Consider the following 21,097-nt stretch of genomic DNA (forward strand, 5'->3'; position numbering starts at 1 on the left):
ACACGGGTAGCAATTCACCCACCGTGCGGTGTGGTATTTATATATTATCGCCGGACCAACGGTCCGCGTATGTACGAGGCGAGCCTCCGAATCAGAGACGACAGCGCCTACGCGGCGGCGACGGCGGGCAACGCCGCGAGCGTCGAACTGTGGTGCAACGAGCACTGCGACATGCTCCACGTCAGCGGCGAGGCCGGCAGCGACGTGCTCGACCGCGTCCGCGACACCGTCGGCGTGGCGGCGTCGGTCGAGCGCGGCGACGAGTTGGTCGTCGTCACCGCCGACTGCCTCCGCGACCACGAGATAGACCACATCGAGGGCTACGTGCGGAAACACGGCCTCCTCCTCGTGCCGCCGCTTCGCTACCGCGGCGGGGCCAAAGTGTGCCGTCTGCTCGCCGTCTCGGCCGACGACCTGACGGCGTGCTTCCGCGACCTCGTGGACAGCGGCTTCGACGTGAGCGTCGAGTCCAAACGCGCGGTGTCGTTCGCCAGCGGGAGCGGCCCGCTTTTGGCCCCCGCCGACGCGATGCCCGCGCTCACCGGCCGCCAGCGCGAGGCGCTCCGACTGGCCCACGCCGGCGGCTACTACGACCTCCCGCGCGGTATCGAGACGGCGACTATCGCCGACGAGATGGGCGTCTCCCGGCGCACCGCCGAGGAACACCTGCGTCGGGCGGAGCGGAAAGTGATGGACTCGGTCGCGCAGTACGTGTTGTAAGGCTCAGTCGGCGTCGGGCGCGGCTTTCAGTTCCAGCGTGTAGCCGAACGGGTCGGTGACGTACACCGCGGGCGCGACGCCCGTCGCCCCGAGGGGTTCGAGTCGGCGGTCGATTTCGACGCCCGCCGCTTCGAGGTGGTCGCAAAGCTCGTCGATGTCGTGGGCGAACTCGATGGCGACGTGGTCGAAGGCGGTCTCAGCCGGCGGTTCGAAGTCCTCGGCCGGGCGGAGGTGGATGACGCTCGCCGGGGTGAGCCGCACGGAGAAGAATGGCTTTTCGCCCGACTCGAACAGGTCGCGGTTCTCGACGTCGAAGCCGAGCGCGTCGCGGTAGAACCCGACCGCGGCGTCGAGGCCGTCGGCGGGGATGCGGAGGTTCACGTGGTCGATTGCCGTCGCGTCCATGCCCGCACCGTCGCGGCCGCGGGTGGTAAAAATTTGTGCGGCGGCCATCGAGGTCAGAGGGAGCTCCGAACCGAATTGGATAAACTAAATTATGTTTAAAATATTTGGAAACTTTAGAAATTGTAAAATTTGTAAAAATTGTAGCTTCTAAATTAGTTTTATAGCCATTTCACAGCATAGTTCCGTCTCCACGAAATCCGGTAGTAAACTTTATAGAGTTTATCTGCTCCTGAAATCGGCCTTCAGAACCGCGACGCCGACGACCGGAACGACGTTCCGCAATCGTAACCCATTGGTAGCAGGTCGGTGTACCGTGGGTGTGAACCAACAGCCGACATCCGACGAGCGCTTGCTTGCGGGCTACCCGGGTCGGATGTTAGTCACCGTGTCGCTGGCGTGGGCGGTCCTCCAGACGGGTCGGTTTCTCTTGTCGCCGCTGCTGCCGACCATCATCGAGGAACTCCAGATAACGGAGGCGACCGCCGGCATCGCGCTGGCGCTGTTTCAGGGCGTCTACGCCATCACTCAGTACCCCGGCGGCGAGTACTCCGACCGGTGGACGCGGGCGACGCTCATCGTCCCCGGACTGGGCATCCTCGTCCTCGGCTTCCTCACGTTCGGTCTCGCCGGCGGCCTCGCGGGCTTCGTCGCCGCCGCGGTTATCACGGGACTCGGGAAGGGGCTGTTCGCCATCCCCTCGCGGGCGCTCCTCTCTGACCTGTTCGTCGAACGCCGCGGCCGGGCGCTCGGCCTCTACGCCGCCGGCACCGACCTCGGCGGCCTCGTCTCCTCGGGGCTCGCCATCCTCGCGTTGACCTACGCGACGTGGCGGACGCCGTTCCTGCCGGTCGCCGTCGTCCTCGCGGGACTCACCGTCCTCTACGCGCTCTGGTCGAGAGACGGCTACGCCGTGGGGTCGCCCGAACTCCACGTTTCGGGGACGCTCCGACGCCTCTTCGCCAGCGCGGAACAGCGCCGGACGCTCCTCGCGTTCGGGCTGTTTTACTTCATGGTCGGCGGCTTCATCAACTTCTTTCCGACCTACCTCATCGAGGCGAAGGGGTTCGACCAGCAGTTGGCGAGCGCGACGTTCGCCATCGTCTTCGCCGTCGGCATCACCATCAAACCCGTCGCCGGCGGCCTGAGCGACCGGTTCCGACGCGAATCAATCGCCGTCGTCGGGATGCTCGCGGCCGCGGGTGCGCTCGCCGTCCTCTCGGCCGTGGCGGCCCGCCCGCTCATCTACGTCTCCGTCGTCGCGCTCGCGGCCGGCTACAAGACGGAGTTCCCGCTCGCGGACGCCATCATCATGGACAACGCGCCCGACGCCGACCGTGGGGCCGACCTCGGGGCCGCGCGGGCGCTGTTCCTCGGCGCGAACGCGCTGGGGCCGGCCTACGTCGGCATCGTCGCCACCTACGCGAGCTACGTCGCCGCGTTCGCGGGACTCGCGGTCTGTCTCGTCGTCGCCGCCGGGCTGCTCTACTGGGACGCGCGAAAGTAGTGAGAGCAGATAAAAATCGTCGTCTCGGAATGGCGTTCGCGGGTGCCTCTGTTTCGGTCGTCGGTCGGTGCGTCGGGTGTGGCGGTAGCGGTATGACGTGAGCCGAGTGCCCGCTCAGCCGTCGAGTTTCGCCTTCGTGTAGGGTTTCAATCCCCCTTGTTCGACGAGCGACTGGAGGAACTCGGGGAGCGCCTCCGCCTCGTAGGTTTCGTCTCGCGTGTGGTTCGTCACGACGCCCGCGTCGAGGTCGACGTGAATCTCGTCGCCGTCCTCGATGGCGTCCGCGCCGGGGCAGATGAGCACCGGCAGGCCGAGGTTGATGGCGTTGCGGAAGAAGATGCGCGCGAACGACTGCGCGACGACCGCCGAGACGCCCGCGCCGACGAGCGACAGCGGCGAGTGCTCCCGCGACGACCCGCTTCCGAAGTTCTCGCCGGCGACGACGAAGTCGCCGGTCTCGACCGACCCGGAGAACTCGGGTCTGAGGTCCTCGAAGGCGTGGCTGGCGAGTTCGTCGGGGTCCGACGAGACGATGAAGCGCGACGGGGTTATCTGGTCGGTGTCGATGTTGTCGCCGAACACCCACGCGCGACCGGGTTCGGCGGGGTCGGGACGGCCGCCGTCCGCGCCGTCGGAGGCTCCCGTCATGGCAGCACCTCCGCGAACACCGTGTCGTCGTAGCGTTTCGTCTCAACCTCGCGGGGGTCGGTGATTTCGCCGTACAGCGCGCTCGCGCCGACGGTCGCCGGACTCGACAGGTAGACAGACGACTCCATCGACCCCTCGCGGCCGGGGAAGTTCCGGTTCGCCGTGGCGAGACAGACGTCGCCGTCGCCGAGGACGCCCTGATGGTAGCCCGCGCAGGGGCCGCAGCCGGCGCTCTGGATGACCGCGCCCGCGTCGGTGAGCGTCTGGAAGACGCCCGTCTGGAGCATGTGCTGGTAGACGGACTTCGAGGCGGGGACGACGACTAGCCGGACGTTCGGGGCGATGGTCTCGCCGTCGAGGATGTCGGCGACGACCTTGATGTCCTCGTACCGGCCGTTCGTGCAGGTGCCGACGAACAACTGGTCGAGTTCGGTGCCCGCGACCTCGGTCACGTCCACCGCGTTCTCGGGGTTCGACGGCTTCGAGACCTGCGGGGCGAGGGCGGTCGCGTCGTACGTGTGGACCGCCTCGTAGTAGGCGTCGTCGTCGGAGACGAACGCGTCCCCGAGGTCGATGTCGTTCCCGGTCTGGCGTTCGAGGTACGACTCGGTGCGCTCGTCGGGCGTGACGATGCCCGTCTTGCCGCCCATCTCGATGGCCATGTTCGAGAGGACGAGACGCTCGTGAATCGGGAGCGACTCGATGGTGCTCCCGGCGTACTCGGCGGCCATGTAGGTACAGCCGTCGAAGCCCACGTCACCGATGAACCGAAGGATGAGGTCCTTCGCGTAGACGCCGTCTCCGAGGTCGCCGTCGACCTCGAAGCGGAGCGTCTTCGGGACGCGGAACCAGAGTTCGCCCGTCGCGAGCGCGGTCCCGAGGTCGGTCGAGCCGACGCCGGTCCCGAACGCGCCGATGCCGCCGTAGGTCGTCGAGTGGGAGTCCGCGCCGATGACGAGGTCGCCGGGGCCGACGAAGCCCTCCTCGACGAGGACGGCGTGGCAGATGCCGTCGCCCACGTCGAACTGGTGTGCGCCGTGTTTCGCCGCGAACTCGCGGACGGCGTTGTGGTTGTTCGCGGCCTGCACCCCGTCTGCGGGGGCGTGGTGGTCGATGGTGAAGACGGTCCGGTCGGGCGCGAACAGCTCGCCGTCGTCGCCCGTCACCTCGTCGAACGTCTGGAACGCGAGCGGCCCGGTGATGTCGTGGGCCATCGCCACGTCCACGTCGGCCTCGACGTAGTCGCCGGCGCGGGCGTCGGTGCCCGATTTCTCCGAGAGCAGTTTCTCCGCGAGGGTCTTGCCGGACATCTCAGTCGCCCTCCCCGTCGGCCGCGACGGTGTCGAGGACGCCCTCGACGGTGCCGCCCGCGAGGACGTGACTCGTCAGGCCGAGGCCCAGTCGGTCGGACACGTCGTGGGCGGCCGCCTCGATGCGGCCGAAGTCGACGCCGTGGCCGACGCCCATGCGGTCGAGCATCTGGACGAGGTCCTCGGTCGGCGTGTTGCCGACGCCGGACATATCGCCTGGGAGGACGACGCCGCCGCCGAGTCCGCAGACCGAGGCGTCGAAGCGGTCGACGCCGACGGCCATCGCGGCCAGCGTGTTGGCGAGGCTCATCCCGTTCGTGTCGTGGAGGTGCAGGCCCATGTCGAGGCCGGGGTGGGCCTCGAACGCGGCGGTGAAGCGCTCCGTGATTTCGACCGGGTTGGCGAGGCCCATCGTCGTCGCCAGCGTCACCTCGTCGACGCCGGAGTCGACGACGCTGTCGACGACCGCGAGCGTCTCCGCCGGGTCGATTGCGCCCTCGTAGGGGCAGTAGAAGCTCGTTCCCATCCCGGCTTCGACCTCGATGCCGTGGTCGTGGGCGAGGGCGACGATGTCGTCCATCTCCGCGAGCACCTCCTTGCGGGTGCGGTTCTGGTTTTTGCTCGTGTAGGTCTCGCTCACCGTGACGAGCGCGTTCACCTTGTCCACCTCGGCCTCGACGGCGCGCTCCATGCCCCGGAGGTTGGGGACGAGCGCCCGGTAGGTCACGCCGTCGCGGCGGGTGATTCGCGTCGCCACCTCGTCGGCGTCCCGAAGCGTCGGGACGGCCTTCGGGTGGGTGAAAGAGGAGAGCTCGATTTCGTCGACGCCGGTGTCCGAGAGGGTATCGATTATCTCGACTTTCTCGTCGGTCGGGACGAACTCGTCGAGACGCTGGAACCCGTCACGCGGGAGCATCTCGACGACGTGGACGCGCTCGGGGAGCGAGTCGAGGAGGCTCATATCACGTCCTCCGATTCGAGGTCCGAAAGCACCGACTCGTCGTAGCCGAGTCGGTCGCGGTAGACCGCGTCGTTGTGTTCACCGAGCGACGGCCCGAGGTGGTCGACCCGCCCCGGCGTCTCCGAGAACTTCGGGAAGGCGTTCTGGACGACCGCCTCGCCGAGGTCCGGGTCGTCGACCGTCAGGAACGCCTCGCGCGCCGCGTAGTGCTCGTCGTTGAGGATGTCCTCGACGTTGTAGACGGGCGCGAGCGTCGCGTCGGCCGCCTCGAACGCGTCGAGCACCTCCTCGCGGCTGTGGTCGTCCATCCAGTCTTGGATGATGGCGTCGAGTTCGTCGACGTGCTCCAGTCGGTCCTCGTTGGTCTCGAACCGCGGGTCGTCCTTCAGGTCGGGGCGGCCGATGGCGTCGAAGGTCCGTTCTGCGAGCGGTTGCGCGCTCGCGGAGATGGCGACCCAGCGGTCGTCGCCCGTCCGGTAGACGTTCCGCGGAGCCGACGAGGTCGAGCGGTTGCCCGACCGCGACTCGATTTCACCGAGTTGGTCGTAGCGGAGCGGTTGCGGCCCGAGCAGGCCGAAGATGGGTTCGATGAGGCTCGTGTCGATGTACTGGCCGCCGCCGCCGTGGACGTCGCGGTGGTAGAGCGCGAACATCACCGCGAACGTCGAAAACAGCGCCGCGATGTTGTCTGCGAGGCCGGTCGGCGGGAGCAACGGGGGCGAGTCGGGGAAGCCGTTGAGGTAGGCGAAGCCGGACATGGCCTCCGCGAGCGTCCCGAAGCCGGGGCGCTCGGCGTACGGGCCGGTCTGGCCGAAGCCGGACATTCGAAGCATCACGAGGTCGTCGTTGACCTCGGAGAGACGCTCCCAGCCGACGTTCCAGCGCTCGAGCGTGCCGGGTCGGAAGTTCTCGATGAGGAGGTCGGCCTCGCTCACGAGGTCCTCGAACACCGCCGCGCCCTCGTCGGTGGAGATGTTCAGGGTGATAGACTGCTTGTTCCGCGAGAGATACTTGTGCCAGAGGCCGACGCCGTCTTTCTGTGGACCGAAGCGGCGGATGTGGTCACCGAACGCCGGGTGTTCGATTTTGATGACCGTCGCCCCGAAGTCGGCCATGAAGCGGCCGACGGTCGGGCCGGATATCATCGACCCGGCTTCGAGGACGACGAGGCCGTCGAGTGGTCCGTTCGTGTCGTTCGTCATGTCGTGTGTGTCTTCTCGTTCTGTGTCGCGTGTGGTGGTCGTCTGGTGGTGCGTGTTCGCGTCCGCGTGCCCGGTCGCGGGCGGCCGGTCGTCGGTGTGCCCGGTTCCGCGTGGCCGGTCAGTCCGGGTCGTCGGTGGGGTGGGTCGGTCGGGTCGGTCGAGTCGGTCGAGCCGGTCGGGTGGTGGCCCCGGCCGTCCGACGGGGTCACACCGGCCGGTCGATGTGGGTTCCGTGCCCTTTCGTGCCGACGATGTCGCCGTCGTCGTAGGCGAGTTCGCCCTTCACGACGGTCTGAGTCGGCCAGCCGGTGACTGCTCGGCCCTCGTAGGGGGAGTAACCGCTGACGCTGTGTAACAGTTCCGGCGTGACCGTCTTCGTCTCGTCGAGGTCGACGACGGCGAGGTCGGCGTCGCTGCCGACCCGGACCGTCCCCTTCTTCGGATAGAGATTGAACGCCTTCGCCGCGTTGGTGCTCGTCACCTCGACGGCGCGTTCGAGCGAGATGCGGCCCTCGTTGACGCCCTCCGAGAGGATGAGCGGGAGCATCACGGGCGTCGAGGGGAACCCGAGCAGGCTGTCGCGGATACCCTCGCCGAACTTGTTCTCCGCGAGGTTGGCGCAGTGGTCGGTGCCGATAGTCGAGATGGTGCCGTCGGCGAGGCGCTCCCAGAGCGTCTCTTGGTCGGCTTCCGACCGGACCGGCGGGTTCACCTTCATGCGCTCGTCGCACTCCTCGGTGGTGAGCGCGAGGTAGTGGATGCACGTCTCGCCCCACGCCTCGTAGCCCGCGTCGTGGAGCGCGGCGAGCTCGTCGGCCGTCTCCCCGGCGGAGATGTGGACCGCGTAGAAGCGGTCGTCGTAGCCGTGAACCTTGGCGAGCGCGGCCCCGGCGACCATGCTCTGGGTCTCGGCGTAGCCGGGGAACTCCTCGACCATCACCTCGTAGCCCTCGTCCTCGCTGGCGTCGGTGTCGTCGGACTCGGAGGTGACGTAGACGTTGCCGCCGGCGAGCGCGTTCGTGATTTCGACGTTCTCGGAGTGGTAGCCGAGCGTCGTCGGCACGTCCTGTTCGGCGAGTTTCCGCACGAAGGCGTCGCCGAAGTCGTCGTGCATGTCGCAGTCGACGCCGAACTTCTCGCGGGCGGCGTCCTTGTAGTTCATGTACCACTTGAACGTCGTGATGCCGAACTCCTCGATGATGGTCGGGATCTCCTCGACGTGTTCCATCGAGAGCAGGCCGAGCGAGAAGAAGTAATCGTGGTAGTAGTTCGGCTCCGCCTCGTCGAAGTAGCCCGGCATGATGTCCTCGTAGGCCCCCGCCCGGCGGAAGTAGTTCCCGATGGTGGTCACGCCGCCGACGAGGTCGGACTTAGACTCGGACTCGGCGTCCGCCTCCAGTCCGCGGTAGATGCCGTGGTGGGTGTGCGGGTCGATCGCGCCCGGGAGCACGTGCTTGCCCGTCGCGTCGATTTCCGTCTCGCCCGAGAGCGTGCCGGGCGCGGCGACGGCGGAGATTGTCTCGCCGTCGGCCGCCACGTCGGCCGCGAAGCTGCCGTGTTCGGGCGTGACGACGGTGCCGTTCGAGATGACGAGGTCGTGGGTCATAGCGTCTCGACCCACTCCTCGACCGACTCGGTCTCCAGCACCTCGGCGTACTTCATCCACAGGTCGAGGAGGCCGATTTTGTGCGACGCCTCGATGCGGTCGAAGATGCACTCCTGCGGCAGGACGACGCTGAAGCCGTTCTGTTTCGCGTCCACCGCGGTGGCCCGGACGCACCCGCTGGTGGAGTTGCCGACGATGATGACCGAGTCGTGGCCGCCGCGGACGAGCCGCGAGAGCAGGTCGGTCCCGTAGAACGCCGACGCGTAGGATTTGTCGACGACGGTGTCGCCCTCCTCGGGCGCGACCGGGTCGACGATGTCGAGGTCGGGGTGGTCGGGGTCGTCGTAGCTCGACGGGACGACCCGCGTGTACGTCACCGGAAGCCCCTGCTCCCGCGCGAAGTCGAGGAACGGGTCGATGTGCTCGATGGCGTCCCACGCGATGTCGCCCATCGCGGTGCGATACTCCTCGACGGCGTCGAGGATGGGGGCGTTCTCGCCGACGATGAGCCGCTGCATGTCGATGACGAGAACCATCGGGTTCTCGCCCATGCCGCGGGACTCCCACGACGAGGCGCCCTCCTTGTCGTAACCAGCCTTCGTGATGACCTGTTTATCCTGTTCGGATAGCAGGTCCTCCCAGATACGGTCTGTCATGACTCGCTTCGCCTGAGATGCGGTGGCATCCAGCATAAAAGTACGGCACGGTCCGCCGGCGTCATGTTACGGGGCGAACACCTCCAGCGTCCGCGCGACCCACTCGCGGTCGACGCCGGCGGGCGCGCGGACGACCGGGAGGTCGACGCCCATCTCGCGGAGTTCGACGAGTCGCCCCCGCACGTCGTCGGGCGTGCCGACCAGCGCCACGAGGTCGAGGAACTCCGCCGAGAGTTCGCGCGCCCCGGCCTCGGTCGTCGGCGCGGCGCGGACCGCCTCGACCTCGTCGGCAAAGCCGGCCTGCTCGGCCGCGCGGTCGTAGTAGCCCGGCACGTCCCGCAGGTAGTAGGCGACGTGTTCGGCCGCCGCCCGCCGCGCCTCGTCGGGGTCGTCGTGGACGGCCGTGAGGACGTACATCGCCACGTCCACGTCGCTCGGGTCGCCCCCGGCGCGGGCGGCCCCGGTGTCGAGCCATTCCAGCGCCGCCTCGAACTGCGGTCGGGGATAGAGGTTCGGGAGCCAGCCGTCGGCGACCTGCCCGGTGAGTCGGACGTTCGCCGGGCCGAGCGCGCCGTTGTAGACGGGTATCTCCTCGCGGACGGGTTCGAAGGCGTCCCAGAAGCTCGTGCGCTCGGGCGAGAAGAACTCCCCGTCGAAGGAGTCGGCGTCGCCGCGGAGGTAGCGCCGGACGAGTTCGACGTACTCGTGGAGGCGCGACAGCGGGCGGTCGAAGGGGACGCCGTGGAACGCCTCGACGACGCCGGGGTGGGCGACGCCGAGGCCGAGAATCGCGCGCCCGTCGGAGTGGTCGTCGAGCGTCGCCGCGGCCGCCGCGAGCGCCGCGGGCGTCCGCGAGAACACGTTGACGATGCCGGTCGCGAGGCCGATTTCCTCGGTGTGGACGGCCCAGCGTTCGAGCTTTCCGAAGGCGGTCTTGCCCTGTCCCTCGGCGGCCCACGCCGACTCGTAGCCGAGTTCCTCGGCGCGCACGACGAGCGAGGGGTCGTCGCGAAGCGCGAACAGAACCGCGGTTCGGTCGCTCATTCCTCCGCCGGGGTCGCGGGCGCGTCCGCGTCCGCGACCGGAACGACGCCGTCGACCGCGAGGTCGTTCCAGATGTCGAGGCGCTCGATGAGACCCCGGCGGACGACGTAGATATCGACGTAGCGAACGTCGGAGAACTCCGAACCGTCGTTGGCGACGCCGTAGAGCGACCCGACGCTCACGACGGTGTCACCCGCCTCTAGCCAGCGGTCGAACTCCTTCGCCGCCCACTCGTACCGCGGGTCGAGGTGCGCGAGGAAGTCGTAGGCCGCGGTCGGTCCCTCGAACGTCGCACCCGGCAGGGAGATGACGGCGTCCTCGGCGAACAGGTCGCCGACGGTGTTCCGGCGGTCGTCTTCCATGCGGTCGAAGAACTCCTCAACGATGTCTCGTGGCGAGTCCATGCGGTATGGGTGTTCTCGACACACATAGTTTTTCACCCCGAGATTGCTGACCGTCTGCCGTTCCTGACTGTTCGAGTCGGCGCGACGGCAAACGCCGCAGGAGACGAGGGTATTGTTCTCACGCTCGCGACCGAGAAAACCGGCGGATGCGGCGGCGACGCGGGGTGAGAAACGGCGACACCACCGCCGCCGGAGGCGGTAGTTTTACGATAGAGTCTACCTAGCAGACTGCATGGACGAACTAGCCCGGCGGACGCCGAGCGACGGCGTCACCGAAGTCGTCTCGGTCGACGACATCGAGTGGGACATCGACACGGACGTACTCGTCGCAGGCGGCGGGGGAACCGGCCTCGTCGCCGCGCTCGCGGCCAGCGAGAACCCCGACGTTCGCGTGACGGTGCTGGAGAAAGCGCCCGAGTGCGGCGGCAACACGTCGCTGTCGACGGGGATGGTCCCCGCGGCGGGGACGCGCCTCCAGCGCGAGGTCGGCATCGAGGAGACGCCCGCGGACATGGCCCGAGACATCTTGGAGAAAAACGACTACGAGGCCGACGAGGAGCGCGTCCAGTACCTCTGCGAGGAGAGCGCGAACCTCATCCACTGGCTCGTCGACGACTGGGACATCACGCTCCACATCGTGGACGACTTCAAGTATCCCAAACACTCCGAGTACCGGATGCACGCCCCGGAGGGCCGAAACGGCGAGAACCTCGTCGCCGAACTGGTCGAGCGCGTCGAGTCGACGCCGAACATCGAACTCCTGACGAACGCGCCCGTGAAGCGACTGGTCGCGGAGGACGGCGCGGTTCGGGGCGTCGTCGCCGGCCTCGGCCACGACGAGGCCATCGAGGCCGAGCGGGTCATCCTCGCCACCGACGGCTTCGCCGGCAACCGCGAGATGGTCACCGACTACTGCGAGGCGGATGTCGAGCGGGCGCTGTACTTCGGCGCTGACGGCAACACCGGCGACGGCGTCCGCTTCGGCGCGGAGCTCGGCGGCGAACTCGCCTGCATGGACGCCTATCAGGGCCACGCGACGGTGGCGAGCCAGACGGGCGTGCTGTCGACCTACGCGGTCACGATGAACGGGGGCATCCTCGTGAACCGAGACGGCGAGCGCTTCGGCGACGAGTCCGCGGGGTACAGCGAGTTCGCCATCTCGGTGCTCAAACAGCCCGGCGAGCAGGCGATTCAGTTGTTCGACGAACGCATCTTCGAGAAGCTCCGCGGGCAGTTCGAGGACTTCGACGACGCCATCGAGCGGGGGACCTACCACACCGCCGACTCGGTCGCGGCCCTCGCGGAGCGACTCGGTGCCGACGGCGAGGCCGCCGCGGAGACGGTCGCCGCCTACAACGAGGCGGCCGCGGCGGGCGAGCCGGACGAAGTCGGTCGCGTCGACGGCGCGAGCCCGCTGGAAGCGCCCTTCTACGGGGCCAAAGTCACCGGCGCGCTCTTCCACACGCAGGGCGGCCTCGTCGTCGACGAACACGGGCGCGTCCTCCGAACCGACGGGAGCACGGTGGAGAACCTCTACGCCGGGGGCGGCACCGCCTGCGGCATCAGCGGTCACGGCGCGGGCGGCTATCTCTCCGGCAACGGGCTGACGACCGCGCTCGGCTACGGCCGCCTCGCTGGCATTCACGCCCGCGAATCGCTCGACTGACGCCGCGGCGGGGTCACGGCCCCGGAGTAGAACAATCGAAACGACTCGTTTTCGACTCAATTTGCCGACCCGTACTCGATTCGTTGCAGGAATATCCACAGAACGTGACAACACGAGTACGGGAGGATTTATTACAGTAGGCACTAACCTCGATACCGATTGCCATGGGTAAGACTCTCAAGTCTTCGACGAGCAACAGGCGACGCTTCCTCAAAGCAACGGGCGCGAGCGTCGCGGCACTGACACTGGCCGGCTGTGCGAGCGACGACGCCGGAAACGGCGGCGGGTCCGGCGGCGACTCCGGCGGTGACTCGGGCGGGTCCGGCGGCGAGACGGGCACCGCGACGGGGACGCCCGAACAGTCCGTCGACGAGGTCGTCATCGGGTCGAACCACCCGCTTTCGGGCAGTCTCGCCGCGACGGGCGTCGGGATGAGCAACGCCATCAAACTCGCCGCGATGCGGAAAAACGAGGAGGGCGGCATCGAGTCGCTCGACGGCGCGGAAGTGACCGTCATCGAGGGCGACAACCAGGGCGCACAGGAGCTCGGCGGACAGGTCAGCGAGGAACTGCTCAGCGAGGGCGCGGACGTCCTCACCGGCTGTTACTCCTCGCCGGTGACGACGGCGGCGACGCAGGTCGCGGAGCGACAGGGCGTCCCCTTCGTCATCTCAATCGCGGCGGCGGACAACATCCTGCAAGGCCGCGACTTCAACTACGTCTACCGGCCCCAACCCCCGGCGCGCCGATTGGCGAGCGACTACGCGGACCTCGTGCCGTCGGTCATCCGCGACGGCGGCGGCACCATCGACACGGCGGGGCTGTTCTACATCAACAACAGCTACGGGCAGGCGATTCGGGACAGCCTCCGCGAGTTCCTCCCCGAACAGAACGTCGAAATCGTCGAGGAGACGGCCATCGAGTTCGGCGCGTCGAACGCCAACACGCAGGTGTCGCGGCTCCGGAGCGCCGACCCCGACACCATCATCGCCACGACCTACGTCGCCGGCGGCGTCCTGCTCGCACAGGCGTTGCAGGACCAGGACTACCGGCCGCCGTACCTGACCGCCTCGGCGTCCGCGACGTTCACCGACGACGACGCCGTCAGCGACATCGGTGAGTTCGCGAACGGCGTGCTGGACAACAACTACGCGCTGAACCCGACGGTCGACAAGACCGCCGAGGTGCGCTCGCAGTTCCGCGACAACTACGACCAAGAGTTCTCGGCGTCGGTCGGGATGGCCTACACCGCGGCGGAGGTCATCATCCAGGCGGTCGAAGAAGCCGGCAGCGTCGACCCCGACGACATCAACGAGGCGCTCATGGGGCTCAGCTACGAGGACCACATCTCCGCGATGGGCGCAATCGAGTTCGACGACCAAGGCGAGAACGTCAACGCGCTCGGCCCGGTGAACCAGGTCCAGGACCTCTCGGTCAGAGTGGTCTACCCCGAGGAGTACGCGGAGGCCGAACCGCAGGTCTAACCGCTACCCGCGACCGCCGTCACGTCAACGAACCGTCTCGAAAGATAGCCACCTTTTATGGGGGTTGCCAACAATTCCCGAGCGTAGAAACCGCATGGGACACCTAGTCACATCGGTCGCGCCGCTGCCGCTCCAGGGCGGTGGCCTCGGCCGATTCATCGACCCGTTCGCACAGTTCCTGACCGACATCACCAATCTGGAGCCCGTCCTCCTGCAGCTGCTCGCGTTCGGCCTCCTGCTCGGGGGCGTCTACGCGCTGACGGCGCTGGGGCTGACGATGATATTCGGCGTGATGGACGTCATCAACTTCGCCCACGGCATCTTCCTCGTCGTCGGGATGTACTCGGTGTGGTTGGTCTCCGAGACGGCCGGCATCAGCCCGTTTCTCGGCATACCCATCGCCGCCGCGGTGCTGTTCGCCCTCGGGGTGGTCGTCCACATACTCACGGTCGAACCCATCATCGAGGCCCCCCAGCAGAACCAGCTCATCGCCACGCTGGGCGTCCTCTTTATCATCCAGTCGGCCATCGAAATCGTGTTCACGCCCGACCCCCAGCAGGTCGAACTGTCGCTCGGGTCGGTGCAGGTCGGCGACGTGTTCATCCCGCTCGGACAGTTCTACGCGCTCGTCATCGCGCTCGGAACGATGCTCGCCGTGCGGGCGTTCCTGAACCGGACCGACCTCGGCCGGAAAATCCGCGGCACGGCCGACAACCGCGACGGCGCGCGCTACGTCGGCATCAACGTCCGCCGCATCAACTACCTCACCTTCGGTATCGGCGCGGCGCTGGCCGGCGTCGCCGGCGGCTCTATCGCGCTGTTCCAGCGATTCGACCCCTTCACGGGCGAGACGTACCTCATCAACGCCTTCGTCATCGTCATCCTCGGCGGCCTCGGCTCGTTCCCCGGCGCGTTCGTGGGCGGCCTCATCGTCGGGCTGATTCAGGTGTTCGGCGGCTACTACCTCCCCGGAACCACCGCGCAGGTGCTCATCTTCCTGCTTTTCATCGGGACGCTCCTCGTCAAGCCCGAGGGACTCTTCGGAGGTGCTGAGGCGTGAGCGCAATCGAGTCCGTCCGCGACCGCTACCGGACGTTCGACGACCGGCGGTACGCCCCGCTCGTCAAGGGCGTCGCGCTGTTCGGCCTGCTCGCGGCGCTCCCGACGCTCATCGAAATCGACGTCGCCGGGATGGAAATCGCGGCGCTGTTGAGCCTGAAAGTGCTCATCCTCACGGTCATCTACGCCTACACGGCGCAGGCGTGGAACATCATGTCCGGCTACACCGGGCAGTTCTCGTTCGGGCACGCGGCGTTCTTCGGCGTCGGCGCGTACGCCACGCAGGCGCTCGTCGTCGATTTCGCGGTGAACCCGTGGGTCGGCATGCTCGTCGGCGGCGTGCTCGCGGCGGGGTACGGCCTCGTCATCGGCGCGCTGTCGTTCCGCTTCAACCTACAAGGCCACTACTTCGCGCTGGCGACGCTGGCGTTCGCGGAACTGCTCCGCTTCGTCGTCACCAACATGTCGGAGCTCCGCGGGGCCAACGGCTACTTCAAGCCGTTCCCGCGTGACTACGGCGCGGAGTACGGCCTCGTCGCCTTCCAGTTCCAGAACGACCTGCCGTACTACTACCTCATCGTCGGCTTCCTGCTCGTCGTGACGCTCGTCTCGTGGGTCATCAAGAACTCGTGGGTCGGGCTGTACTTCTTCGCCATCCGCGAGGACGAGCGGGCCGCCGCCAGCGTCGGCGTGCCGAGCTTCCGGTACAAGCTCATCGGCGTCGCCGTCAGCGCCTTCTTCACCGCCCTCGGCGGTGCCTACTGGTCGATGTACTTCAACACCATCCGCCCCGACACCGTGTTCGCGCTGTTCAAGAACGTCGAACTGCTCCTCCCCGCCGTCGTCGGCGGCCCGGGAACGCTTTTGGGCCCCATCGTCGGCTCGTTCATCGTCACCCCCGTCAGCGAGGTGGCGCGGACGACGTTCTCCGACATCAACGGCCTCGACCGCATCATCTACGGCGCGTTCCTCGTGGCTATCGTCATCTACTCGCCGCGCGGCGTCGTGAGCTGGCCGAATCAGGCGCGCGCCCTCTGGACCCGCGTCCGCGGCGACGAGGAGGTGAGCGAGTGATGTCGGCAGACGAGACGAACGCGCAGAGCGTCGACGACCCGGACGCCGACATCGACCGCGACGGCGAGCGGATTCTGTCGGTCGAGGGCGTCGGCAAGCGCTTCTCCGGCCTGCAAGCGCTCGACGACGTGGACATGACCGTCAACCGCGGCGAGATTATCGGCCTCATCGGGCCGAACGGCGCGGGCAAGACCACGCTGTTCAACTGCATCAGCGGGGCGTTCCCGCCGACGAGCGGGACCGTCAGACTCGACGGCGAGGTCATCTCCGGCCTCCCGGCGCACAAAATCGCGCGGGCGGGGCTGGCGCGGACGTTCCAAATCACGCGCCCGCTGGAGGAGCTGACCGTCGTCGAAAACGCGATGGTCGGCGCGCACATCCACACGCGCCGCCGGAGCGAGGCGCGCGAAATCGCCATGGAGAACCTCGAATTCGTCGGGCTCGCGGACAAGGCCGACGAGGAGGCGGGCGAACTCACCGTGGGCGCACAGAAGCGCCTCGAACTCGCCCGCGCCGTCTCGACGCGGCCGGAAATCCTGCTTCTCGACGAGATTATGGCGGGGCTCACCCCGTCGGAGTCGCAGCAGATGCTCGACCTGTTCCGCCAACTGCGCGAGCGCGGGACGAGCCTGCTCGTCATCGAACACGACATGAAAGCCATCATGAACATCTCGGACTACGTGAAAGTGCTTGACCAAGGGAAGGGCATCGCCTTCGGCGCGCCGGAGACGGTGGTCGAAGACGACCGCGTCATCGAGGCCTACATCGGGGGGTTCGACGTCGATGCTTGAACTGCGCGGCGTCCGCGCCGGCTACGACGACATCGAGGTGCTCCACGGCGTCGACATGCACGTCGACGAGGGCGAAATCGTCGCGCTCATCGGCTCGAACGGCGCGGGCAAGACCACAACGATGCGCACCATCTGCGGCATCCTCTCGCCGAGTCACGGCGAGATAACCTACCGCGACGAGGCGATTCACTCGAAGGCGTCCCACGAAATCGTCGAGCGCGGCATCGTGCAGGTCCCGGAGAATCGCGACCTGTTCACCAACATGACCGTCATCGACAACCTGCTTCTCGGCGCGCAGACCGAGGAGGCGAAGGCGCACCGCGAGGAGAACCTCGACGAGATGCTGGAGCTGTTCCCCCGGCTCGCGGAGCGCAAAAACCAGCGCGCCGGCACCATGTCCGGCGGGGAACAGCAGATGCTGACCCTCGCTCGCGCGCTCATGGGCGAACCCGACCTGCTCATCCTCGACGAGCCCTCCATCGGTCTCGCGCCGCACCTCGTCCAAGAGGTGTTCGACGTCATCGAGGACATCCACGCGCAGGGCATGACGGTGCTCATGGTCGAACAGAACGTCCAGCAGACGCTCAAGCTGGCCGACCGCGGCTACGTCATGGAGAACGGCCGTATCAGCATGACCGCCGACGGCGACCAACTCCTCGAAGACGAGGGCGTCGTCGAGGCGTACCTCGGGGTCTGAGATGGCCGACGAAGCGCTCGCGTCGTTCGTCTCCGACCTCGACCGGGCCGACCTTCCCGAGTCGGTCGTCGAGCGCGCGTCCCTCGTCGTCGCCGACACCATCGGCGCGGTGCTGGGCGGCGCGTCGGACCCCGCGGTCGCCGCGTTAGCGCGCCGCTGGGCCGACGAGAACGGCGGCGAATCGACCGTCATGGGAACCGCGGGCGAGCGGACCACCGCGTACCGCGCCGCGTTCGTCAACGCGGCCGCCGGGAGCGTCCTCGAACTCGACGAGGGCCACCGCTTCGCGGCCGGTCACCCGGCGATTCACGTCCTGCCCGCGCTCCTCGCGGACGGCGAATCGGCCTACCGCAGCGGCGACGAGTTCCTGACGGCGTTCGTGGCCGGCTACGAGGCGGCGGTCCGCGCCGCCGAGACGGTGGTCCCGCTCGCGGACGGTCTCCACCCCCACGGCGTGTGGGGCGGCGTCGGGACCGCCGCGGCCGTCGCCCGACTCCGCGGCCTCGACGCCGAGACGACGCTCGACGCGATGCGAATCGCGGCGAACTACGCCCAGCACACCCGGTTCGAGGCGGCCACCGAGGGCGCGACCGTCAGAAACGGCTACGTCGGGATGAGCAACCTCTCGGGGCTGCTCGCGGTCGACCAAGCCGAATCGGGGTTCACCGGCCTCGACGACGGCGTGGCCCGACACCTCGAACCCGTCGCCGCGGACGGCCCCGACCGGAGCGCCCTCGCGGACGGCCTCGGCGAGCGCTGGGAAATCGAGCGCGGCTACTTCAAGGTCCACGCGGCCTGCCGCTACACCCACGCCGCCCTCGACGCCGTGGCGCTCCTCGTCGAGGAGACGGGCGTCGGCGCGGCCGACATCGACGCCGTCACCGTCGAGACGTACCCCGCCGCGGCGGCACTGTCGGAGCCGGCACCACAGAACGCCTTGCAGGCGAAGTTCTCGGTTCCCTTCGCCGTCGCCTCGGCGCTGACGACCGGCGAGACCGGCAAGGAGGCGTTCACCGACGAGGCGCTGACGAAGACCGCCCTCGGATTCGCCCGGCGCGTGGACGTGGTCGCCACCGAGGAGTTCGCGGCCCGCGCACCAGACGAGCGCGGCGCGCGCGTCACCGTCGAGACGGCCGATGGCGAGCGGTACGCCCGCGAGGTGCGCGCCGCCCGCGGCGGCGAACACGACCCCGTCACCGAATCGGAACTCCGAGCGAAGTTCGACCGACTCGTCGCGCCCGTCATCGGTGACGGCGGCGTCGACGGCCTCTGGACCGCGGCGACCGAGCCCGCCGCCCCCCGCGTGCTCTGCGCACTCACTCGGGCCTGAGCACCCCGACACTCACTGAGACCACTGAGACCATGATTTCACACGAGCCAGTCAGAGACTGGGAACGACAGGTGTACGGCTTTCTGACCGACGAACTCCCCGACGACGTGCGCGCGGACGGCGAGCGAATCGTCGCGGACGTACTCGCGGCGACCGTCGCGGGAGCGGCCGCGCCCCAACACGCGGGCGTCTTCCGCGACGCGAAACTGGCCGACGGCCCGGCGTCCGTCCTCGGGACCGACCGCCGGGTCGACCCGTCGCAGGCGGCGCTGTTGAACGCGACGGCGGCGATAACACAGGAGATAGAGGAGGGCCACAACCGCGGCGGCCACGTGGGCGCGAGCATCGTCGCGGGCGCGGTCGGCGTCGCCGAGGCCAACGACGTCGACGGCGAGACGTTCGTCGAGGCCTGCGTCCGCTCGTACGAGCTCTGCGCGCGCTTCGAGTACGCCATCTTCGCCATGAAGGCGCGGATGAACGAGGCGATACCGTGGCTCGTCCGCGACCCGCACTCGACGTGGACGACGCTCGGCCCGGCGCTGACCGCCGCCGTCTGCGCGGGGCAGTCGCCCGACGAGGTGCGCGAGACGGTTCGCACCGCGCTGAACCTCGCGGTCGTCTCCATGCACGACCCCTTCGCGGAGGGCGCGCCGTCGCGGAACGTCACCGCCGGCTTCTCCGCGCAGGCCGGCGTGAGCGCCGCGACGCTGACCGCCGTCGGCCTCCGCGGGTCGCCCGCGGCGATGGAGGCCGTCTACGACCCGTTCGAGACGCTCCTCGCGGACGGCGAGTTCGCCGCGCTGTTCGACTCGCTCGGCGACGACTGGTGGCTCACCGAGGCCTACCAGAAGCCGTATCCGTCGTGTCGCTACACCCACGCCCCGCTCGACGCGCTTCGGGACGCTGGCGCGGACGACCTCGCGCCCGACGACGTGGACCGAATCGACGTGTACACCTACCGCAACGGCGTCGATATGAGCCACGTCCGGCCCGAGACGCTCACCGCGGCGAAGTTCTCGACGCCGTACGTCCTCGCCCGCTGGGTCGCGGACGGGCGCGTCGAACTCGACGACTTCCTCGACGACGCGCTCGACGACGAGGCCGTGCAGGCGCTCTCGGAGCGCGTCCACCTCCACGCCGACGAGGCGTTCGAGCGGGCCTTCCCCGACGACTGGGGCGCGCGCGTCGAAGTGACCGCCCGCGACGGGAGCCGCTACGTCGGCGAGCGCGAGTACCCCCGCGGCGACTTCCGCGACCCGCTGTCGGAGTCCGACCTCACCGCGCGCAACCGCGCGTTGCTCGCGTTCGGTCTCGGTGAGGACGCCGCGGATGCGGCGCTCGACGCGCTCTCGTCGGTCGGGGCGAACCCGGTCCGCGAGACCGTCGCCGCGCTGACGCGGCGATAAACCGAACACTCGTTCGTTCAGTCCGAACGAGACGGTAACAATTATTACCGCACTCGATTAGTGATAACTATGAACACGGACGGAAACGACGCGGCGGGAACAATCGGCGCTACGAAAACCTCGTTCGGCATCGTCGAACACATCAGAGACCACGACGCGAGCGGGGTGTCGGAGATTGCAAACGGCCTCGGAATCTCGAAGAGCACGGCTCACAACCACCTCAAGACGCTCGCGGAACTCGGGTACGTCGTCAGGCAGGGCGACGAGTACGCGCTGGGCCTGAAGTTCCTCGACCTCGGTGACCACGCCCGGACGCGACACGCGCTGTACCACGCCTCTATCGGCGAGATGGACGACCTCGTCGAGGCCGTCGGCGAGCGCGGACAGGTGATGGTCGAGGAGAACGGCCGCGGCGTCTACATCTATCAGGTGAAGTCCGAACAGGGCCTCCAGACCGACTCGCACATCGGCACGACCGTCGACCTCCACACCACGTCGGTCGGCAAGTCCTACCTCGCGTTCTGCGACGAGGAGCGTCGAAACGAGATACTCGACGGCGAACTGACGCGCCTGACGACGAAGACGATAGACGACCGCGACGCCCTCGAAGCCGAGTTGGCGACGATTCGCGAGCGCGGCTACGCCTTCAACGACGAAGAGCGCATCACCGGCATGCGGGCGGTCGGCGCGCCGATTCTCTCCGACGACGAAACCATCCTCGGCGCGATTAGCGTCTCCGGCCCGACCACCCGGATGAAAGGCGAGTGGTACCACACGGAGGTCCCGGAGATGGTGACGCAGGCCGCCCGCGTCATCGGCATCCGCGCGACGTACTCGTAGCGTCTTACCGTGAGGAACAACTGTTCGGCTGTGCCGTATCGCGAGCGATAGTCGACGACGGACGCGTCGGACTCAGCGTCGCTCGGACCGAACCGACGAAGTCCGATTTGAATTACAAAGTTAGCTCTGTAATGGTGAACGAATCGACTCGGCACGACCCGTGACACGGATACGGGCGTCACGCGCCACGGCCGGAATCGAGCGAGCACGTCGGCGGACATATCACTAAGATTGGAACACACACGAGTATGATATGTTTTCGTCACCGACTCTCGCGGGGAGAGGAAACT

At 67.9% G+C, this 21,097-nt stretch carries 20 protein-coding genes; 11 read left to right on the top strand and 9 right to left on the bottom strand.

Going from position 1 to position 21,097, the window contains the following annotated elements; translation table 11 throughout:
• Positions 1–69 precede the first annotated feature (69 nt).
• Positions 70–720 (top strand): helix-turn-helix domain-containing protein, encoded by a 651-nt coding sequence (locus DVK03_RS16390; RefSeq protein ID WP_004040922.1) that lies wholly within the window; start codon positions 70–72, stop codon positions 718–720.
• 3 nt (positions 721–723) lie between these two features.
• On the opposite strand, the gene DVK03_RS16395 is transcribed toward DVK03_RS16390, so the two are convergent.
• Entirely contained in the window at positions 724–1,125 is a 402-nt protein-coding gene (locus DVK03_RS16395; protein WP_115803775.1) for a VOC family protein, read from the bottom strand.
• 373 nt (positions 1,126–1,498) lie between these two features.
• Between DVK03_RS16395 and DVK03_RS16400 the strand changes: the two genes are divergently transcribed.
• Entirely contained in the window at positions 1,499–2,629 is a 1,131-nt protein-coding gene (locus DVK03_RS16400) for an MFS transporter (RefSeq protein ID WP_049896210.1), read from the top strand.
• A 114-nt stretch (positions 2,630–2,743) separates the two neighbouring features.
• On the opposite strand, the gene DVK03_RS16405 is transcribed toward DVK03_RS16400, so the two are convergent.
• From DVK03_RS16405 to DVK03_RS16440, 8 genes are all read right to left on the bottom strand, one after another.
• Positions 2,744–3,277, bottom strand: coding sequence for a 3-isopropylmalate dehydratase small subunit (locus tag DVK03_RS16405; protein ID WP_004064828.1), 534 nt, complete (start codon positions 3,275–3,277; stop codon positions 2,744–2,746).
• Positions 3,274–4,587, bottom strand: a complete 1,314-nt coding sequence (locus tag DVK03_RS16410) for a 3-isopropylmalate dehydratase large subunit (protein ID WP_115803776.1) — start codon at positions 4,585–4,587, stop codon at positions 3,274–3,276. Before DVK03_RS16410 ends, DVK03_RS16405 begins: the two co-directional genes overlap by 4 nt.
• 1 nt (position 4,588) lies before the next feature.
• Positions 4,589–5,548, bottom strand: a complete 960-nt coding sequence (locus DVK03_RS16415; protein ID WP_004064824.1) for a hydroxymethylglutaryl-CoA lyase — start codon at positions 5,546–5,548, stop codon at positions 4,589–4,591.
• Positions 5,545–6,750, bottom strand: coding sequence for a CaiB/BaiF CoA-transferase family protein (locus tag DVK03_RS16420; RefSeq protein ID WP_008611451.1), 1,206 nt, complete (start codon positions 6,748–6,750; stop codon positions 5,545–5,547). Before DVK03_RS16420 ends, DVK03_RS16415 begins: the two co-directional genes overlap by 4 nt.
• A gap of 205 nt (positions 6,751–6,955) precedes the next feature.
• A complete protein-coding gene (locus tag DVK03_RS16425; protein WP_115803777.1) occupies positions 6,956–8,356 on the bottom strand; it encodes a dihydroorotase family protein in 1,401 nt (466 codons plus the stop codon).
• On the bottom strand, positions 8,353–9,012 hold the full coding sequence (locus DVK03_RS16430) for an isochorismatase family protein (protein WP_115803778.1): 660 nt from the start codon (positions 9,010–9,012) through the stop codon (positions 8,353–8,355). Before DVK03_RS16430 ends, DVK03_RS16425 begins: the two co-directional genes overlap by 4 nt.
• Before the next feature lie 66 nt (positions 9,013–9,078).
• Positions 9,079–10,056, bottom strand: coding sequence for an LLM class flavin-dependent oxidoreductase (locus DVK03_RS16435; RefSeq protein WP_115803779.1), 978 nt, complete (start codon positions 10,054–10,056; stop codon positions 9,079–9,081).
• Complete coding sequence (locus DVK03_RS16440) at positions 10,053–10,460, bottom strand: nuclear transport factor 2 family protein (protein WP_115803780.1); 408 nt, start codon at positions 10,458–10,460, stop codon at positions 10,053–10,055. The genes DVK03_RS16435 and DVK03_RS16440 overlap by 4 nt, the downstream gene beginning before the upstream one ends.
• Before the next feature lie 232 nt (positions 10,461–10,692).
• Between DVK03_RS16440 and DVK03_RS16445 the strand changes: the two genes are divergently transcribed.
• The 9 genes from DVK03_RS16445 to DVK03_RS16485 all read left to right on the top strand — a co-directional run bounded on the left by DVK03_RS16445 (position 10,693) and on the right by DVK03_RS16485 (position 20,807).
• Positions 10,693–12,126 carry an FAD-dependent oxidoreductase gene (locus tag DVK03_RS16445; RefSeq protein WP_004064814.1) on the top strand — a complete coding sequence of 478 codons (1,434 nt, stop codon included), beginning with the start codon at positions 10,693–10,695 and terminating at the stop codon, positions 12,124–12,126.
• Between the two features lie 164 nt (positions 12,127–12,290).
• The gene (locus DVK03_RS16450; RefSeq protein ID WP_115803781.1) at positions 12,291–13,610 is read left to right on the top strand and encodes an ABC transporter substrate-binding protein; all 1,320 of its coding nucleotides are present in this window, start codon (positions 12,291–12,293) and stop codon (positions 13,608–13,610) included.
• Positions 13,611–13,704: 94 nt separating this feature from the next.
• Entirely contained in the window at positions 13,705–14,670 is a 966-nt protein-coding gene (locus tag DVK03_RS16455) for a branched-chain amino acid ABC transporter permease (RefSeq protein ID WP_006600998.1), read from the top strand.
• Positions 14,667–15,743 (top strand): branched-chain amino acid ABC transporter permease, encoded by a 1,077-nt coding sequence (locus tag DVK03_RS16460; RefSeq protein ID WP_115803782.1) that lies wholly within the window; start codon positions 14,667–14,669, stop codon positions 15,741–15,743. Before DVK03_RS16455 ends, DVK03_RS16460 begins: the two co-directional genes overlap by 4 nt.
• The gene (locus tag DVK03_RS16465) at positions 15,743–16,534 is read left to right on the top strand and encodes an ABC transporter ATP-binding protein (protein ID WP_115803783.1); all 792 of its coding nucleotides are present in this window, start codon (positions 15,743–15,745) and stop codon (positions 16,532–16,534) included. Before DVK03_RS16460 ends, DVK03_RS16465 begins: the two co-directional genes overlap by 1 nt.
• Entirely contained in the window at positions 16,527–17,231 is a 705-nt protein-coding gene (locus DVK03_RS16470) for an ABC transporter ATP-binding protein (RefSeq protein ID WP_004040938.1), read from the top strand. The genes DVK03_RS16465 and DVK03_RS16470 overlap by 8 nt, the downstream gene beginning before the upstream one ends.
• A gap of 1 nt (position 17,232) precedes the next feature.
• Positions 17,233–18,561 carry an MmgE/PrpD family protein gene (locus tag DVK03_RS16475; RefSeq protein ID WP_115803784.1) on the top strand — a complete coding sequence of 443 codons (1,329 nt, stop codon included), beginning with the start codon at positions 17,233–17,235 and terminating at the stop codon, positions 18,559–18,561.
• A 32-nt stretch (positions 18,562–18,593) separates the two neighbouring features.
• Positions 18,594–19,967: an MmgE/PrpD family protein gene (locus DVK03_RS16480; RefSeq protein WP_115803785.1), complete on the top strand. Its 1,374-nt coding sequence runs from the start codon at positions 18,594–18,596 to the stop codon at positions 19,965–19,967.
• 69 nt (positions 19,968–20,036) lie between these two features.
• Positions 20,037–20,807, top strand: a complete 771-nt coding sequence (locus tag DVK03_RS16485) for an IclR family transcriptional regulator (RefSeq protein ID WP_004040941.1) — start codon at positions 20,037–20,039, stop codon at positions 20,805–20,807.
• Positions 20,808–21,097: the final 290 nt, after the last annotated feature.

The organism is Haloferax sp. Atlit-109R (assembly GCF_003665865.1).
Classification (GTDB): Archaea; Halobacteriota; Halobacteria; order Halobacteriales; family Haloferacaceae; genus Haloferax; species Haloferax volcanii.

What these genes read in the sequence shown, in the direction of transcription:
- DVK03_RS16390 (WP_004040922.1), top strand. Translation starts at nt 70, where the DNA reads ATGTACGAGGCGAGCCTCCGAATCAGAGACGACAGCGCCTACGCGGCG.
- DVK03_RS16395 (WP_115803775.1), bottom strand. Translation starts at nt 1,125, where the DNA reads ATGGACGCGACGGCAATCGACCACGTGAACCTCCGCATCCCCGCCGAC.
- DVK03_RS16400 (WP_049896210.1), top strand. Translation starts at nt 1,499, where the DNA reads ATGTTAGTCACCGTGTCGCTGGCGTGGGCGGTCCTCCAGACGGGTCGG.
- DVK03_RS16405 (WP_004064828.1), bottom strand. Translation starts at nt 3,277, where the DNA reads ATGACGGGAGCCTCCGACGGCGCGGACGGCGGCCGTCCCGACCCCGCC.
- DVK03_RS16410 (WP_115803776.1), bottom strand. Translation starts at nt 4,587, where the DNA reads ATGTCCGGCAAGACCCTCGCGGAGAAACTGCTCTCGGAGAAATCGGGC.
- DVK03_RS16415 (WP_004064824.1), bottom strand. Translation starts at nt 5,548, where the DNA reads ATGAGCCTCCTCGACTCGCTCCCCGAGCGCGTCCACGTCGTCGAGATG.
- DVK03_RS16420 (WP_008611451.1), bottom strand. Translation starts at nt 6,750, where the DNA reads ATGACGAACGACACGAACGGACCACTCGACGGCCTCGTCGTCCTCGAA.
- DVK03_RS16425 (WP_115803777.1), bottom strand. Translation starts at nt 8,356, where the DNA reads ATGACCCACGACCTCGTCATCTCGAACGGCACCGTCGTCACGCCCGAA.
- DVK03_RS16430 (WP_115803778.1), bottom strand. Translation starts at nt 9,012, where the DNA reads ATGACAGACCGTATCTGGGAGGACCTGCTATCCGAACAGGATAAACAG.
- DVK03_RS16435 (WP_115803779.1), bottom strand. Translation starts at nt 10,056, where the DNA reads ATGAGCGACCGAACCGCGGTTCTGTTCGCGCTTCGCGACGACCCCTCG.
- DVK03_RS16440 (WP_115803780.1), bottom strand. Translation starts at nt 10,460, where the DNA reads ATGGACTCGCCACGAGACATCGTTGAGGAGTTCTTCGACCGCATGGAA.
- DVK03_RS16445 (WP_004064814.1), top strand. Translation starts at nt 10,693, where the DNA reads ATGGACGAACTAGCCCGGCGGACGCCGAGCGACGGCGTCACCGAAGTC.
- DVK03_RS16450 (WP_115803781.1), top strand. Translation starts at nt 12,291, where the DNA reads ATGGGTAAGACTCTCAAGTCTTCGACGAGCAACAGGCGACGCTTCCTC.
- DVK03_RS16455 (WP_006600998.1), top strand. Translation starts at nt 13,705, where the DNA reads ATGGGACACCTAGTCACATCGGTCGCGCCGCTGCCGCTCCAGGGCGGT.
- DVK03_RS16465 (WP_115803783.1), top strand. Translation starts at nt 15,743, where the DNA reads ATGTCGGCAGACGAGACGAACGCGCAGAGCGTCGACGACCCGGACGCC.
- DVK03_RS16470 (WP_004040938.1), top strand. Translation starts at nt 16,527, where the DNA reads ATGCTTGAACTGCGCGGCGTCCGCGCCGGCTACGACGACATCGAGGTG.
- DVK03_RS16475 (WP_115803784.1), top strand. Translation starts at nt 17,233, where the DNA reads ATGGCCGACGAAGCGCTCGCGTCGTTCGTCTCCGACCTCGACCGGGCC.
- DVK03_RS16480 (WP_115803785.1), top strand. Translation starts at nt 18,594, where the DNA reads ATGATTTCACACGAGCCAGTCAGAGACTGGGAACGACAGGTGTACGGC.
- DVK03_RS16485 (WP_004040941.1), top strand. Translation starts at nt 20,037, where the DNA reads ATGAACACGGACGGAAACGACGCGGCGGGAACAATCGGCGCTACGAAA.